16 protein-coding genes and 1 pseudogene are annotated in these 13,946 nt (G+C 71.4%); 11 read left to right on the top strand and 6 right to left on the bottom strand.

Going from position 1 to position 13,946, the window contains the following annotated elements; all coding sequences use genetic code 11:
- Positions 1-45 precede the first annotated feature (45 nt).
- From modA to ACFZBT_RS32305, 4 genes are all read left to right on the top strand, one after another.
- The gene (modA, locus tag ACFZBT_RS32320; protein WP_391111146.1) at positions 46-873 is read left to right on the top strand and encodes a molybdate ABC transporter substrate-binding protein; all 828 of its coding nucleotides are present in this window, start codon (positions 46-48) and stop codon (positions 871-873) included.
- Entirely contained in the window at positions 870-1,718 is an 849-nt protein-coding gene (modB, locus tag ACFZBT_RS32315) for a molybdate ABC transporter permease subunit (RefSeq protein ID WP_391111143.1), read from the top strand. Before modA ends, modB begins: the two co-directional genes overlap by 4 nt.
- Positions 1,715-2,809 (top strand): ATP-binding cassette domain-containing protein, encoded by a 1,095-nt coding sequence (locus ACFZBT_RS32310; RefSeq protein ID WP_391111141.1) that lies wholly within the window; start codon positions 1,715-1,717, stop codon positions 2,807-2,809. The genes modB and ACFZBT_RS32310 overlap by 4 nt, the downstream gene beginning before the upstream one ends.
- Before the next feature lie 184 nt (positions 2,810-2,993).
- Positions 2,994-3,413, top strand: a complete 420-nt coding sequence (locus tag ACFZBT_RS32305) for a TOBE domain-containing protein (RefSeq protein ID WP_391111138.1) — start codon at positions 2,994-2,996, stop codon at positions 3,411-3,413.
- 31 nt (positions 3,414-3,444) lie between these two features.
- Here the strand turns inward: ACFZBT_RS32305 and ACFZBT_RS32300 are convergent, their stop codons facing one another.
- Positions 3,445-3,852, bottom strand: a complete 408-nt coding sequence (locus tag ACFZBT_RS32300; protein WP_391111135.1) for a hypothetical protein — start codon at positions 3,850-3,852, stop codon at positions 3,445-3,447.
- A 127-nt stretch (positions 3,853-3,979) separates the two neighbouring features.
- On the opposite strand from ACFZBT_RS32300, the pseudogene ACFZBT_RS32295 reads away from it, so the two are divergent.
- Positions 3,980-4,425, top strand: a pseudogene (locus tag ACFZBT_RS32295) (GNAT family N-acetyltransferase); the annotation flags it as partial.
- A gap of 24 nt (positions 4,426-4,449) precedes the next feature.
- Here ACFZBT_RS32295 and gcvH read toward each other — a convergent pair.
- The 4 genes from gcvH to ACFZBT_RS32275 all read right to left on the bottom strand — a co-directional run bounded on the left by gcvH (position 4,450) and on the right by ACFZBT_RS32275 (position 6,684).
- Complete coding sequence (gene gcvH, locus ACFZBT_RS32290) at positions 4,450-4,833, bottom strand: glycine cleavage system protein GcvH (RefSeq protein ID WP_391111133.1); 384 nt, start codon at positions 4,831-4,833, stop codon at positions 4,450-4,452.
- 244 nt (positions 4,834-5,077) lie between these two features.
- Entirely contained in the window at positions 5,078-5,407 is a 330-nt protein-coding gene (locus ACFZBT_RS32285) for an amphi-Trp domain-containing protein (protein ID WP_391111130.1), read from the bottom strand.
- Positions 5,408-5,484: 77 nt separating this feature from the next.
- Positions 5,485-5,883, bottom strand: coding sequence for a nuclear transport factor 2 family protein (locus ACFZBT_RS32280; protein ID WP_391111127.1), 399 nt, complete (start codon positions 5,881-5,883; stop codon positions 5,485-5,487).
- 81 nt (positions 5,884-5,964) lie between these two features.
- A complete protein-coding gene (locus tag ACFZBT_RS32275) occupies positions 5,965-6,684 on the bottom strand; it encodes a TetR/AcrR family transcriptional regulator C-terminal domain-containing protein (RefSeq protein WP_391111222.1) in 720 nt (239 codons plus the stop codon).
- A 96-nt stretch (positions 6,685-6,780) separates the two neighbouring features.
- On the opposite strand from ACFZBT_RS32275, the gene ACFZBT_RS32270 reads away from it, so the two are divergent.
- Positions 6,781-8,523 (top strand): CocE/NonD family hydrolase, encoded by a 1,743-nt coding sequence (locus tag ACFZBT_RS32270; protein ID WP_391111124.1) that lies wholly within the window; start codon positions 6,781-6,783, stop codon positions 8,521-8,523.
- A gap of 81 nt (positions 8,524-8,604) precedes the next feature.
- The gene (locus ACFZBT_RS32265; protein WP_391111121.1) at positions 8,605-9,219 is read left to right on the top strand and encodes a LysE family transporter; all 615 of its coding nucleotides are present in this window, start codon (positions 8,605-8,607) and stop codon (positions 9,217-9,219) included.
- On the opposite strand, the gene ACFZBT_RS32260 is transcribed toward ACFZBT_RS32265, so the two are convergent.
- Entirely contained in the window at positions 9,194-10,462 is a 1,269-nt protein-coding gene (locus tag ACFZBT_RS32260) for an amidohydrolase (RefSeq protein WP_391111118.1), read from the bottom strand. The genes ACFZBT_RS32265 and ACFZBT_RS32260 overlap by 26 nt on opposite strands.
- Positions 10,463-10,945: 483 nt before the next feature.
- On the opposite strand from ACFZBT_RS32260, the gene ACFZBT_RS32255 reads away from it, so the two are divergent.
- The 4 genes from ACFZBT_RS32255 to ACFZBT_RS32240 all read left to right on the top strand — a co-directional run bounded on the left by ACFZBT_RS32255 (position 10,946) and on the right by ACFZBT_RS32240 (position 13,843).
- On the top strand, positions 10,946-11,620 hold the full coding sequence (locus ACFZBT_RS32255; RefSeq protein WP_391111115.1) for a glycoside hydrolase family 11 protein: 675 nt from the start codon (positions 10,946-10,948) through the stop codon (positions 11,618-11,620).
- 2 nt (positions 11,621-11,622) lie between these two features.
- Entirely contained in the window at positions 11,623-12,291 is a 669-nt protein-coding gene (locus ACFZBT_RS32250; protein WP_391111113.1) for a polysaccharide deacetylase family protein, read from the top strand.
- 150 nt (positions 12,292-12,441) lie between these two features.
- Positions 12,442-12,918 carry a hypothetical protein gene (locus ACFZBT_RS32245; protein WP_391111111.1) on the top strand — a complete coding sequence of 159 codons (477 nt, stop codon included), beginning with the start codon at positions 12,442-12,444 and terminating at the stop codon, positions 12,916-12,918.
- A gap of 130 nt (positions 12,919-13,048) precedes the next feature.
- Positions 13,049-13,843 carry an SAM-dependent methyltransferase gene (locus ACFZBT_RS32240; protein WP_391111108.1) on the top strand — a complete coding sequence of 265 codons (795 nt, stop codon included), beginning with the start codon at positions 13,049-13,051 and terminating at the stop codon, positions 13,841-13,843.
- The last annotated feature ends 103 nt before the right edge of the window (positions 13,844-13,946 follow it).

Here is a 13,946-nt window from a genome sequence, read left to right as displayed (position 1 = left end):
CCGCAGGTGATGGGGTCCGTCAGGGCCAGAGGGAGTAGACCCGTGATGACCCGTATCGCGCGCCGGACCCGCCGCCCCCTGCGGGCGACCGCGCTGGGAGCCGCCACCATGCTGGCCCTGGGCGCCTGCTCCTCGTCCGAGGACTCCTCGTCGACGAAGCCGGACTCCTCCGCCTCGGCGTCCGCCTCGGGCAAGCTGTCCGGCACGGTGACCGTCTTCGCCGCGGCCTCGCTGAAGGAGAGCTTCACGACGCTGGGGAAGCAGTTCGAGAAGGAGCACCCCGGCACCAAGGTGACCTTCAGCTTCGGCGGCAGCGACTCGCTCGCCGCGAGCATCACCGGCGGCGCCCCGGCGGACGTGTTCGCCTCGGCCAGCCCCAAGACGATGAAGATCGTCACGGACGCCGGCGACGCCTCCGGTACGCCGGCCCCCTTCGTCCGCAACGAGCTGGAGATCGCGACCCTGCCGGGCAACCCGGACAAGGTCGACTCCCTGACGGACCTCACGAACTCCGACCTGAAGGTCGTCCTGTGCGACAAGGAGGTGCCGTGCGGCGCCGCCGCCCAGAAGGCCCTGGACGCCGGCAAGCTCAAGCTCACCCCCGTCTCCTACGAGCAGGACGTCAAAGCCGCTCTGACGAAGGTCGAGCTGAAGGAGGCCGACGCGGCGGTCGTGTACAAGACCGACGTGAAGTCCGCGGGTGACAAGGTGGAGGGCGTGGAGTTCCCCGAGTCCGCCGACGCCGTCAACGACTACCCGATCACCCTCCTCAAGGACGCGCAGAACCCCGAGACCGCCAAGGCGTTCATGGCGCTCGTGCAGTCCGCCGAGGGCCAGAAGGTCCTGAGCGAGGCCGGGTTCCTCAAGCCGTGACCCCGACCGACAAGGCCGACGCCGCGACCGACACCCTCCGGGGCGGTCCGCGGCGCCGGCACGTCCGGACCGGCGTCCCGCTGCCCCTGCTGATCCCCGCGCTGATCGGCCTGGCGTTCCTGATCGTGCCGCTGATCGCCCTGCTCGTACGGACCCCGTGGCACAGCCTGCCGCAGCAGCTGACCAGCGCCGACGTGTGGCAGGCGCTCAAGCTGTCCCTGATCTGCGCCACGGCGGCGACCGCGGTGAGCCTGGTCCTCGGGGTGCCACTGGCCTGGCTGCTGGCCCGCGTCGACTTCCCCGGCCGCGGCTTCGTGCGCGCCCTCGTCACCCTGCCCCTCGTCCTGCCGCCGGTCGTCGGCGGTGTGGCCCTGCTGATGGCGCTCGGCCGCAACGGCATCGTCGGACAGTGGCTGGACTCCTGGTTCGGGATCACGCTGCCCTTCACCACCGCCGGGGTCGTGGTCGCCGAGGCGTTCGTCGCCATGCCGTTCCTCGTCATCAGCGTCGAGGGCACCCTGCGGGCCGCCGACCCGCGCTACGAGGAGGCCGCCACCACCCTGGGCGCCTCGCGCTTCACCGCGTTCCGCCGGGTCACCCTGCCGCTCATCGCCCCGGGCATCGCGGCCGGAGCCGTGCTGGCCTGGGCACGGGCATTGGGCGAGTTCGGCGCGACCATCACCTTCGCCGGCAACTTTCCCGGCCGTACCCAGACCATGCCGCTGGCCGTCTACCTCGCCCTCCAGAGCGATCCGGAGGCGGCCATCGCCCTCAGCCTCGTCCTGCTCGCCGTGTCCATCGCGGTACTGGCGGGACTGCGTGACCGCTGGATGACCGCCTCATGACCGACGCCGACAAGACCGCTCGGGACGCCGTCGAAGCACCGGGCCCGGCCGGTGAAGGGCTCGACACCCGGCTGGTGGTCGAGCGCGGCTCCTTCCGCCTCGACGTGAAGCTGACCGCGGCCCCCGGCGACGTGGTCGCCCTCCTCGGCCCCAACGGCGCGGGCAAGACCACCGCCCTGCGCGCCCTGGCCGGTCTGGTACCGCTCACGGAAGGCCATCTCTGGCTGGACGGAGCGGAGTTGGTCCGTACGCCACCGGAATCCCGCCCGGTCGGGGTCGTCTTCCAGGACTACCTGCTCTTCCCCCACCTCACCGCCCTCGACAACGTGGCCTTCGGCCCCCGCTGCCACGGCGCCACCAAGGCGGAGGCCCGCGCCCAGGCCGCCGAGTGGCTGGAGCGCATGGACCTCACCGCCCACGCGTCCGCCAAACCCCGCCGCCTCTCCGGCGGCCAGGCCCAGCGCGTGGCCCTCGCCCGCGCCCTGGCCACCCACCCGCGCCTCCTGCTCCTCGACGAGCCGCTCGCCGCCCTCGACGCCCGCACCCGCCTCGACGTCCGCGCCCAACTCCGCCGCCATCTGGCCGACTTCGAGGCGGTCGCCGTCCTCGTCACGCACGACCCGCTGGACGCCATGGTCCTGGCGGACCACCTCGTCGTCATCGAGGACGGCCAGATCGTCCAGGAGGGCGCCCCGTCCGACATCGCCCGCCGCCCCCGCACGGACTACATCGCCCACCTGGTCGGCCTCAACCTCTACCGGGGACAGGCGGAAGGACACACGGTCCACGTCGGCGCCGGTCCCGCGATCACCACCACGGAAGACCTCACCGGTCCGGTCTTCGTCGCCTTCCCGCCCAGTGCCGTCACGCTCCACCGCGACCGCCCCACCGGCTCCAGCGCCCGCAACCTGTGGCGCTGCGAGGTGGCCGGCCTGGAGACCCACGGCGACCAGATCCGCGCCTCCCTGTCCGGCGAGCTCTCCCTGATCGCCGACCTCACCACGGTCGCCGCGGCCGAACTCGACCTCCATCCCGGGGCCGCGGTCTGGGCGGCGGTGAAGGCGGCGGAGACGCACGCGTACCCGGCGTAGGAGGCCGCCGCGGCAGCCGCCCGGACGGCTGTCCCGGGTCTGCGAGGCATCACGCGCCCACTGCCTCGCGGTTGCGACGGGCCCGGCACAAGGGGCGCCCTCACCGGACTACGGTGGTCCACACAGCCGCACCAAAGCCGGACAAGAGCCGGAAAACAACCCACCTTCTGCGAGGCTTGCCACCATGAGCCTGAGCATCCGCAACCAGATCCCCGGCACCGTCACCGCCGTCACGCCCGGAGAAGCCATGGCAACGGTCAAGGTCCGCCTCGACGGCGGCCAGGACGTCACCGCCGCCATCACACTCGACGCCGTCAAGGACCTCGGCCTCGCCGTGGGCTCCACCGTGCGGACCCTCGTCAAGGCCACCGAGGTCTCGCTGGCCACCGGCCCGGTGGAGGGCCTGTCCATCCGCAACCGGCTGCCCGGCACCGTACGCGAAGTCGCGACGGGCGCCGCCATGGCCTCGGTCAGGGTCTCGGTCGAGGGCGGCGAACTGACCGCCGCGATCACCAAGGACGCGGCCACCGACCTCGACCTGACGGAAGGCACCGCCGTCACCGCCCTGTTCAAGTCCACCGAGGTCTCCCTCGCGACCGCATGAGCCCGGTGCGCCACGGGAAAGGGCGACCCCGTCAGTAGCGCCCCTGGAGTGCCTTGTGGGCGCCGTACGCTTCGATGAATCCCTGAACCGCCTGCAAGTTGTCCCCGAAGGATGTGGATCGCCACTTCCCCTTGGTGCCGTCGCGGTAGTCGAGGTCCACCCAGACACTGAGACTCGCGAAGGAACTGTCGGAGGAAGTGCTTGCGGCCGCCTTCAGCGTTACTCCAGCCAGATCGTGGAAATTGACGATCGTCAGCGGCTTGCGTTCGTCCTTGTACTCGACGAGCCCGTCCGGGGTGATGACCAGCAGCGGGTTCGGATCCGCCGATGTTCCGCGCAAGAAGCCGGATATCTTCCCCCGCTTCTTGGTGAAGACCCGCCAATTCGCCGGTACGGGACCTTGGCGTGCCTGCGTAAGGATCGCTCGCGGCTCCGTCATGCCACCTCCGGATTCACCACCGTGCCCTTCGAGAGTTGCTGAGCCAAGAAGAATTGTCCGTTCCCTGGCCGGGGTGCGCCACTCGGGCCGTATCGCGTTTGACCGGGCCACGGGGGTGGCGCCGCTTCCCGGAGACCCGGTCGAGGGTGGCGGGCTCTGGTGGTCGGGCGATCGAAGTGGAACGCTGTCCGCTCGCCGTGGCGGGGGGCGGGCGGCCCGTCAGTACCGCCGCCGCGCACTCCTTCGGGCTCACCCTGCCCGGTGAAGTCGTCCTCCCGGTCTCCGGGGTGACCGCCGTCGGCGTCCTTCCCTCGCACCGGCGGCAGGGTGTACTCAGCGCGATGATGCGGCATCAGCTCGCCGAGTCGCGGGGCCGCGGGGAGGCCCTTTCCGTGCTGCCGGCCTCGGAGGCCTCGATCTACGGCAGGTTCGGCTACGGGCCCGCGACCTAGCGGCGCGGCTGACGGTACCGCGCCACCGGGGCGCCCTCGCGCTCCCCCGGGCGGGTGGAACGGCCGACATGCCGGGACCGGCTCGGTCGAGGTGATGCGTCGTGCCGAGTGCGGCGAGATCCGCCCGGCGCCCACACCGTGCCGGTCACTCGCCGATCGCGGCCTTGTAGCCGGAGGCGTCCAGCAGGCCTTCGAACTCGCGCGCGTTCGACGGCTTGAGCCTGAAGATCCACGCATCGTAGGGCTCATCGTTGAGCAGCTCCGGACTGTCCGACAGCTCCTCGTTGACGGCGATCACTTCACCGCCGAGCGGCGCGTAGATGTCCGTCGCCGCCTTCACGGACTCCACGACACCGACAGGGTCGCCGGCCTCGAAGACCTTGCCGATCTGCGTCAGCTCCACGAACACGACATCGCCGAGCGCCTTCTGAGCGTGATCGCTGATGCCGACCGTGACCGCGCCGTCCGATTCCCGTCGTGCCCACTCGTGCGACTCGGCGTAACGCAGCTCAGCCGGAATGTTCGACATACTCGCTCCCCAGAAGCCACCTGAAGCCATGGACGATCAGCGTGTCCATCATTCCCAGCGCCCGAGCGGCACGAGCACCGGTTCCCTCGTGTGGGCTACACGGTTCCAGCGAACCGGGGTGGCGAGGTCGCGTCACGCGACGGCGGTTGCCTCGAGCTCGACCAGCCGGCCGGGGACGTCGGTCGCGCCGCCGCGATGGCCACCCGTTACGGAGACTCGGCGTCGGCCTCGTCTCCCGTGCGGCTCAGGACTTCTTCGTAGCCGACCGCTTCGTGTTCCTGGTCCTGGTCCTGCTCGTGCTCGTGGTGGTCCGAGCGGCCTTGGTGGGTGGCTTCTCCGGCTTCGGGGCGGTGGTCGGCCAGGTGAACTCGATTTCCAGCTCGATCTCCCCGTTGTCGATCTCGAACTCCATCTCGCTGCGGAGGTCGTCGGGGATGCGCAGGCTCAGCGTTCCGGAGCCGAGTTCCAGTTCGGCGTCGCCGCCCTCTCTCAGGGCGGCCGCGAGTGCCGTGAGCTGGTCGGCCGCCTCCAGGCGTGTCAGCGAGCGCTTCTGCTCAAACTTGAGATCCGTCATGCGCGTCTCCGATCCGGCATGCATGGCTCGACAACGCCCATTCTGGTGCCACGCGCGGGATCGGACATCCTGGACAGTCACTCGGTGACTCGGTCGGCGTGACGATGCGCCACCCGCCACTCGCCGCCCTCACGGCGGTACACCTGGGTCGCTCGCAGCGTGTAAGTGCGCGGCTCTCCGTCGACGGAGGCGGAGGTGTGTTCGAGGCCGGTCGTGTAGGCCATGTCCCCGGAGACGTCGTACGCCCGCAGTTCGAACACGTACGACGTGCAGTCGGAGAAGCGCTCCCCGAGGGTGGTGAACAGCTCGTCGAGTTCCCGCCGGCCGTGGGCGTCGCGCCACGCGCCCATGACGCTCACGGGCTCGTCGCGTGACCAGAGTGCGCGGCGGGGGGCCACATCGCCGTTGTGCATCGCGCGCTCCGCCTCGTACAGGGCGGTCCTGACCCACGCAAGGAAGTCGTCGCGGTCGGCCATGTCTTCATCATGCGCCCGCTGATCGACGGCGCCCACTCGGCGGCATGAGCGCCGTGCGCCGCGCGTCGGGCGGGTGAGGGTTCAGTCGTCGGTGCCGAGGCCGTCGATCAGGCGGTTGAGGAAGCGGGTGAACGTGGCTTCGGGGGTCAGGGGGCGGGCGGGGGCCGAGAGGGCTTCGGCGAGTTCCGGGTGGTGGCCGTCCGCGGCGACGGTCGCGAGGTAGCGGGCCTCGGCCGCGGCACGGTCGGGAGAGCCGGCGGCTGCCGCCTGGGTGAGTTCGTGGCTGACGTGTCCGGCGACGAAGGCCGTGAGCTGGGCGAAGATCTCCAGCTTGGCCGCGCCGTCCAGGCCCGTGGGGCGCAGGGCGGCGAGGGCGTGTTCCAGGAAGGCCAGGGTGTTGGGGCCGAGGCTGCGGCGGGTGGAGAGGGCGGCGGGCAGCCAGGGGTGGCGCAGCATGTTGGACCGCTGGAGGTGGGCGATGGTCTTCAGGTCGGTGCGCCAGTCGCCGGTGAGGGCGGCCGAGGCGGGCAGTTCGCCGCTGACGTGGTCGATCATCAGCTCCAGCAGCGTGTCCTTGTCGGGGGCGTAGCTGTAGAGCGACATGACTCCGGCGCCGACCTGGGCGGCCACGCGCCGCATGGTGACCGAGTCGAGGCCTTCCGCGTCCGCCAGGGCCACCGCGGCCGTCGTGATCGCCTCCCGGCTGAAGGCGGGCTTGCGGCCCCTGCGGGGCTGACCGGGGCTCAGCCACAGCTGTTGCGGGTCATGGCCCGGGGTGCCGGAATCGTCCTCACGCGTCACGGTCGCGTACTCCTGTTCACCGAGGGCCGCTGTCGTCGTATCCAAGCATCCTCTATTCTCGTACAACGTACGGAAAATTGAGGAGGGGAACCGCCCATGGCCGCACGCACCCACGACTCCGCCCCAAGGCCGGCCCGGACGCCGTCCGCCCGGAAGCCGCCGCTGTCCTCGCGGATGATGAGGGCGATCTGGCGCGGGCTCCCGGAGAAGCGGTACGACGTCGGGTGGGAGCCGGGGCTGGAGGTGCCGGCCGCCGACGGGAGTCCGCTGGTCACGGACCACTACTTCCCCCGTACGGACACGGACACGGACGGCGGTTTCCCCACCCTCCTGGTGCGCTCGCCGTACGGCAGGGGCGTGCCCTGGTCGCCGCAGTACGGCATGCTCTTCGCCGAGCAGGGCTTCCATGTGGTCCTGCAGAGCTGCCGCGGCACCGGCGGCTCGGGCGGGGTGTTCGATCTGTGGCGCAACGAGGCCGCCGACGGCCGGGCGACCGTGGAGTGGCTGCGCGAACAGCCCTGGTTCGACGGGACGCTGGGGACCATCGGCCCCAGCTACCTGGGGTATGTGCAGTGGGCCCTCGCCCTGGACCCGCCGCCGGAGCTGAAGGCGATGGTGGTGCAGGTCGGGCTGCACGACCCGTACGCCCTGTTCTACGCGGACGGTGCCCTGCGGCTGGAGAACGCCCTGCTCGTCGGGCTCGGCATGACGTACCAGCACCAGGGGATCATGCCCGTCGCCAAGGCGACGCTGCGGCTGCGGCGCCGACTGCGCGACATCGTCACGGCACGGCCGCTGCGCGGGGCGCACGCCCCGGCCCTCGGGGAGGTGCCGTGGCTCGACGACGTGATGACGCACCCGGACGCCGACGCCCCGTACTGGGACGGCGCTTCCCTGGCGCGGGCGGCCGAGGGGCTGAGCGTCCCCACGAGTCTGGTCACCGGATGGCACGACGCCCTGGCCGACCAGACCTTCGAGCAGTACGCCCGGCTGCGCGCGGCCGGATGCGACACCGCCCTGCTGGTCGGGCCCTGGACGCACACCTCGGCCATGCAGCAGGGCTGGCCAGAGGTCTTCGCCGAGAGCCTCGCATGGCTGCGTGCGCACCTGTGCGGTGATCCCTCCGGGCTCCGTCCCACGCGGGTACGCGTGCACGTCGGCGGCGAGGACGTATGGCGGGACCTCGACGACTGGCCGTCGCCCTCCTCACCCGTCGCACCTGCCCTCCCCTCCCCCGTCACCACCTCATGGGTTCCCGCGGCCGACGGGCGTCTCGACCGGCGAGCGCCTGCGGCTCCCACCGGCGGCGCGGGGTCCGCGCCCCTCGCGTCCCTTCGCTACGACCCGGCCGATCCGACGCCGTCCATCGGCGGTCAGCTGCTGTCCCGGACCGCCGGTGCTCGCGACAACGGCGCCCTGGAGGGCCGGGAGGACGTGCTGACGTTCACCAGTCCGCCCCTGGCCGAGGCGTTGGACGTCCTCGGTCCGGTCTCCGCCCGGCTCAGTGTCTCCACGGACACCGGGTACGCCGATGTCTTCAGCCGCCTGTGCGACGTGGACGCGCGGGGCCGCTCCACCAACGTCTGTGACGGGCTGGCCCAGGTGGAGACGGCCGGGGAAGAGCCCTCGGAGGTCACCGTTCCGATGAGCTCCACCGCCTACCGATTCCCGGCCGGGCACCGGATCCGCTGGCAGATCAGCGGGGGCGCGCATCCGCGGTACGCCCGCAATCCGGGGACCGGCAAGTCGGGGGTGGACGCCGTCGACTTCACGGCGATACGCATCGCGCTGCACGACGGCTCCGCGCTGGTGCTTCCCGACGGGTCCGGGGCCGTGTGAACGGCGGGGCAGCCCCGGATCGGACGCCCGTATGTGACTGCGAGGATCGGACGCCCGTATGTGATTGCGAGGATGGGGGGCATGTTCGTACAGCTGCTCGCGGCGGTCGGTGTGCTCGCCGTCCTGACGATGGTTCCCGGGCCGGACATGGCGGTCGTGACGAAGCGGGCGGTGGCCTGCGGCTGGCGGGACGGGCTGCGGACGGTCGGCGGTATCACGGCCGGACTGCTGGTGTGGGGCGTCCTCACGGTGGTCGGACTGGCGGCCGTCCTGGCGGCGTCCGCCACGGCCTACACCGTCGTCAAGCTGGCCGGAGCCGCGTACCTCGTCGTCCTCGGGGCGCAGTCGCTGCTCGGCAGCCGGAAGAAGCGGGCGGGTGAAGGAGGGGGAGCGGCGCCGGCTGGGAATCCTTGGCGGACGGGGCTGGTCAGCAACGTCTTCAACCCCAAGATCGCCGTGTTCTACACCGGCCTGCTGCCGACGCTCGCACCCGCCGGTCTGTCCCCCCACATCGGTATGGCCCTTCTGGTGCTGCTGCACGCCGGGCTCACCGTCCTCTGGCTCAGCGGCTATGTGGCGCTGCTGTCCAGGGCCCGCGCCTTCTTCGAACGGCCCGCCGTGCGCCGGGCCATGGACCGGGTGACCGGAGTCGTCCTCATCGGCTTCGGCGTCAAGGTCGCGGTGACGCGGCCCTGACGGCCGGCTCACCGGCCCGCTCCGCGATCCACCCCGCCATCGCCCGTACCCCGATGCCGATGGCCCGCTCGTCGGGGGCGAACTCCGTGAAGTGGGGATAGCCGGTGGTGATGGGGGCGTTGGGGGCGCGGACACCGAGGAAGGTGTAGGTGCCGGGGACGCGGCCCAGGTAGAGGGCGTAGTCCTCGCCGCTGAAGGGCGGGAACGCGGAATGGAGTGTGGTGACCGCGTCGGTGCCCAGTCCGCGGCGCAGATGGCGGGCGAGTGCCTGGGCGTCCGGTGCCGGGCAGACCATGGCGGGGAACGGCTCGGTGGGGAAGCGGACCTCGGTTCCCGGGTATGACTCGGCCAGCCGGCTGATGTTCTCGCGTACCTCCGTGTACCGCTCCTGCGGCCAACAGCGGTAGGACACGCTCACCTTGGCCTCCTGCGCCGAGGCCCGGAGAGCCACGAAGCGCGCCAGCGGGCCGTCCGGGGTCTGGGCGTCGATGACCATCCGCTCGATGTCCGCGGGTGCCTGCGGAGTCGTCACGGTGGCGAGCGCGCCGATCCCGGCGGCCAGTCGCCGCGCGGCGTCCGGCGCGTCCGGGCCTTGGAGGGTCACCTCCGCCTTGTCCTGGCCCGGCATCCCGTAGCCCGGGGTCACCGCGAACCGGCCTACGGGGAAGGGCCCGCAGTGCAGCGCGTGGATCTCCTCGACGCGGGTGCGCTCCAGCACGCCCGCCTCGATCATGGCGCGGGCTCCGGAGAGGCTCTCCTCCGCGGGCTGGAAGAGGAACACCACCGTGCCGCTCAACTGCCGCCGCAGTCGCGCCAGGACCTTCGCGACGCCGAGGGCCACGGTCGTGTGGATGTCGTGCCCGCAGAGGTGGGCCGCGGCCGGGCCGCCTCCGACGATGTCCTTGGGCGGTACCGCGTCCATGTCCGCCCGGTACGCGACCGTCCGGCCGGGACGCGCGCCGCGCAGAACGCCGACCACGCCGTGCCCGCCCACACCGGTCGTGACGGCCAGCCCGGCCGCTCGCAGCTCCCGGGCGACCACGCCGGCGGTACGACGCTCCTCCCCCGGCGGCTCGGGATGCCGGTGGATGTCCCGCCGGAGCCGGATCAGCCCGTCCTCCAGGCGCGCCACCTCGGCGTCCACCCGAGCTTGCCCCAACGGTCCGCCGCGCCCACCGGCGGCGGCCGTCCCCGCGGCACCCCACGCCGTTCCCGCGCCGGCCGCCGTGGCCATTCCTGCCATTCCAGCTGTTCCGGCTATTCCAGCCATTCCGGCCAGCAGCGTACGTCTCTTGAGCGCGTTCTCCGTCGGACGCTTCACTGTTCCCGTTCCCCCTGCGTGATCGTCGAGTGGCCGCCCGGCGAGCGGGAGACCCGTCCGTACACGATCACCGCGGGGGCATACGGTCGCCCATCCGGCGAGCCACCGCATGCGGGTGGGGAACACCCCCCGTCGATGCCCTGTGATCCGGAAACTGTTCGAAAGATTCGAGTATCGGAATTCCGCACTCCGGCCGGGACGCCACCCCACCCTCCGCCGCCCGATGCCCGCCCCGGCCCCAACCCGGCCTGGAACAGCGAATACACACCACACCCCTCCCCCACCCCCGAACGAATCTTTCGCAACAACCACCGAAACCATTGACAGTTGACAGGGCCCGGCCAACACTCCCCGATGACGGAGCACCCCCGTCCACCCCACGAGGACGATGGAGGAAGCACGCCCATGAGCAACGCACTCAGCCGCTTACGGCTGCTCATCAGCAGCGCCTGCACGATGCTGCTGGTCGCGCTGGCCGTCCTGGCCCTGCCGGGCACCGCCCACGCCGACACGGTCGTCACCAGGAACCAGACCGGCACGCACGACGGCTACTACTACTCGTTCTGGACCGACAGCCAGGGCACGGTCTCCATGAACCTGTCCGCCGGGGGCAGTTACAGCACGTCATGGCGGAACACCGGCAACTTCGTCGCCGGCAAGGGCTGGGCCACCGGCGCCCGCCGCAGCGTGACCTACTCCGGCACGTTCAACCCGTCCGGCAACTCGTACCTGACCCTCTACGGCTGGACGGCGAACCCGCTCATCGAGTACTACATCGTCGACAACTGGGGCACGTACCGGCCCACCGGAACGTACAAGGGCACCGTCACCAGCGACGGCGGCACGTACGACATCTACAAGACGACGCGCTACAACGCCCCCTCCGTCGAGGGCACCAAGACCTTCGACCAGTACTGGAGCGTGCGCCAGTCGAAGCGCACGGGCGGCACGATCACCGCGGGCAACCACTTCGACGCCTGGGCCCGGGCCGGGATGCCCCTGGGCAACTTCAAGTACTACATGATCATGGCGACCGAGGGTTACCAGAGCAGCGGCAGCTCCAGCATCACGGTGCGCTGACGATGGCAGCCACAGCGCGCGTCGCGCTGCTCACCGCCCTCCTGACGGCGGCAGCCACGTTCACCGCCACCACCGCCCCGGCGCGGGCCGCCGCCTGCAACGGCTACGTCGGACTCACCTTCGACGACGGCCCCTCCGGCAACACGACAAGACTGCTCGACGCACTCCGGCAAAACGGGCTGCGGGCCACCATGTTCAATCAGGGCCAGTACGCGGCCGCCAACCCGTCCCTGGTCCGGGCCCAGGTGTCCGCCGGCATGTGGGTCGGCAACCACAGCTACACCCACCCGCATCTGACCCGGCTCAGCCAGGCGCAGATCGACTCGGAGATCTCCCGCACCCAGCAGGCGGTCGCGGCCGCGGGAGGCGGCACCCCGAAACTGTTCCGCCCGCCCTACGGCGAGACCAACGCGACGGTGAAGTCGATCGCGGCCCGGCACGGCCTGACCGAGATCGTCTGGCACGTCGACTCCCAGGACTGGAACGGCGCGAGCACCGACGCGATCGTCCAGGCCGCGGGCCGCCTCACCAACGGCCAGGTCATCCTCATGCACGACTGGTCCGCCAACACCCTCGCGGCCGTCCCCCGCATCGCCCAAGGCCTGGCCGCCCGGGGCCTGTGCGCGGGGATGATCTCCCCACAGACGGGGCGCGCGGTGGCGCCCGGCTGAGAGGCACTCGGAAAGCGGCGCGATGGCGGCCCACGCCATCGCGCCAACCCCGGCGGCAGGCCCGCGTACTCAGGCCCGTGTACCTGAGTACGCGGGCTCATGACGGCCCCGCGCCGCCCCCGTGACCATGGACGTATGAAGAATCGGGGAATGCTTTCCGCAGGGGCCGCGCTCGTTCTCGGTGTGCCTGTCGCCGCCTGGGGGCTGATGGGGCAGCAGAACTACGACGGGCTGCCGGGGAGCGAGCTCGACTACGCCTACCAGCCGTGGGGCATCGGGGACGGTGTCGCGGCGGTCGTCGGCGGACTCGCGCTCGTGCTGGCGGGGGCCGGTGCCGCGGTGCTCGTGCGGGCGGCGCGGAGTGGGGCGCTGGACCGGCGGTGGTGGGGGGTGCTCGGGCCGCTCGTGGTCGTGGGGCTCATGGCCGGTGTGGGGTGGAGGATTCTGACCGCGGGAGTGGTCGGGGCCAACATCGGGGCCGGGATGCTGGTCATCTTCGGTACGCCGGTCGCCGCCGGGCTGCTGCTGTGGGCCGTGGGGCGGGGCGTGTGGCTCGCGACGCGGGGGCACGGGGGCGGCGACGGCGGGGCCGGGCGTCTGGGCGGGGTCTCGCCGCGCGGCGTGTGACCCGGCCAGGCCGGGTGGCCGAAACGCCATCGTGGTGAGAGGCGGGGAGCGGACAACTTCACTGTCCGGCCCGGAGGTTCGCCTAGGTTGGTGAACCGGTCCCCTTCCCCACCCCCCAGGAGGCCCTGCCGTGCTCGACGACAGCCTGCGTGCCCGTATCGACACCTCCAAGCCGCACTCGGCCCGCTTCTGGAACTACTTCGTCGGCGGCAAGGACAACTACGAGGTCGACCGCGAGATCGGCGACCAGATCAAGTCGATCTTCCCGGGCCTGGTCGACGTGGCGGTCACGAGCCGCCGCTTCCTGGGGCGGGCCGTCCGGCACCTGGCCGAGGAGCAGGGCGTCCGGCAGTTCCTGGACATAGGGACCGGGTTGCCGACCGCCGACAACACGCACGAGGTCGCCCAGCGCGTCGCACCGGACGCCCGGATCGTGTACGTCGACAACGACCCCATCGTGCTGGCCCACGCCAACGCGCTGCTCACCAGCACGCCCGAGGGCGCGACCGCGTATCTGGACGCCGACCTGTACGACCCCGAGGCCGTCCTGGAGGCCGCGGCGGGCACGCTCGATCTGTCGCGGCCGGTCGGGCTGATGATCCTCAACACGCTGGGGCATGTCGCCGAGTACGAGCGGGCGCGGGAGCTGGTGCGGCGGCTGATGGCGGGGTTGCCTGCCGGCAGCCACCTGGTGATCAGTGACAGTACGGCCACGAGCGAGGGCATGATCGCGGCGTCGGAGGCGTACAACGCGAGTGGCGCTGTGCCGTATTACGTGCGGACCGTAGGTGAGATCGCCGGGTTCTTCGACGGGCTGGAGTTGGTGAGGCCGGGGGTGGTGCGGGTTACGGAGTGGCGGCCTGAGCCGTCGTCCGACCTCGGTGTGGCCGTGGACGCGTACTGCGGCGTCGGGCGCAAGCAGTAGCGGGTTCGTGGTCCAGTGACGCACCGTTGTTGCTGGTCGCGCAGTTCCCCGCGCCCCTAAGGGCAAAAGGGCGTTCCGCCGTACGGGGCCCATCCCCTCAGCC

The organism is Streptomyces sp. NPDC008137 (genome assembly GCF_042957035.1).
In the GTDB taxonomy this organism is placed as follows: Bacteria; Actinomycetota; Actinomycetes; order Streptomycetales; family Streptomycetaceae; genus Streptomyces.
This window is presented reverse-complemented; position numbering and strand designations above follow the sequence as displayed.

What these genes read in the sequence shown, in the direction of transcription:
- modA (WP_391111146.1), top strand. Translation starts at nt 46, where the DNA reads ATGACCCGTATCGCGCGCCGGACCCGCCGCCCCCTGCGGGCGACCGCG.
- ACFZBT_RS32300 (WP_391111135.1), bottom strand. Translation starts at nt 3,852, where the DNA reads ATGACGGAGCCGCGAGCGATCCTTACGCAGGCACGCCAAGGTCCCGTA.
- gcvH (WP_391111133.1), bottom strand. Translation starts at nt 4,833, where the DNA reads ATGTCGAACATTCCGGCTGAGCTGCGTTACGCCGAGTCGCACGAGTGG.
- ACFZBT_RS32265 (WP_391111121.1), top strand. Translation starts at nt 8,605, where the DNA reads ATGTTCGTACAGCTGCTCGCGGCGGTCGGTGTGCTCGCCGTCCTGACG.
- ACFZBT_RS32305 (WP_391111138.1), top strand. Translation starts at nt 2,994, where the DNA reads ATGAGCCTGAGCATCCGCAACCAGATCCCCGGCACCGTCACCGCCGTC.
- ACFZBT_RS32270 (WP_391111124.1), top strand. Translation starts at nt 6,781, where the DNA reads ATGGCCGCACGCACCCACGACTCCGCCCCAAGGCCGGCCCGGACGCCG.
- ACFZBT_RS32245 (WP_391111111.1), top strand. Translation starts at nt 12,442, where the DNA reads ATGCTTTCCGCAGGGGCCGCGCTCGTTCTCGGTGTGCCTGTCGCCGCC.
- ACFZBT_RS32255 (WP_391111115.1), top strand. Translation starts at nt 10,946, where the DNA reads ATGAGCAACGCACTCAGCCGCTTACGGCTGCTCATCAGCAGCGCCTGC.
- ACFZBT_RS32250 (WP_391111113.1), top strand. Translation starts at nt 11,623, where the DNA reads ATGGCAGCCACAGCGCGCGTCGCGCTGCTCACCGCCCTCCTGACGGCG.
- ACFZBT_RS32310 (WP_391111141.1), top strand. Translation starts at nt 1,715, where the DNA reads ATGACCGACGCCGACAAGACCGCTCGGGACGCCGTCGAAGCACCGGGC.
- ACFZBT_RS32280 (WP_391111127.1), bottom strand. Translation starts at nt 5,883, where the DNA reads ATGGCCGACCGCGACGACTTCCTTGCGTGGGTCAGGACCGCCCTGTAC.
- ACFZBT_RS32260 (WP_391111118.1), bottom strand. Translation starts at nt 10,462, where the DNA reads ATGGCAGGAATGGCCACGGCGGCCGGCGCGGGAACGGCGTGGGGTGCC.
- ACFZBT_RS32285 (WP_391111130.1), bottom strand. Translation starts at nt 5,407, where the DNA reads ATGACGGATCTCAAGTTTGAGCAGAAGCGCTCGCTGACACGCCTGGAG.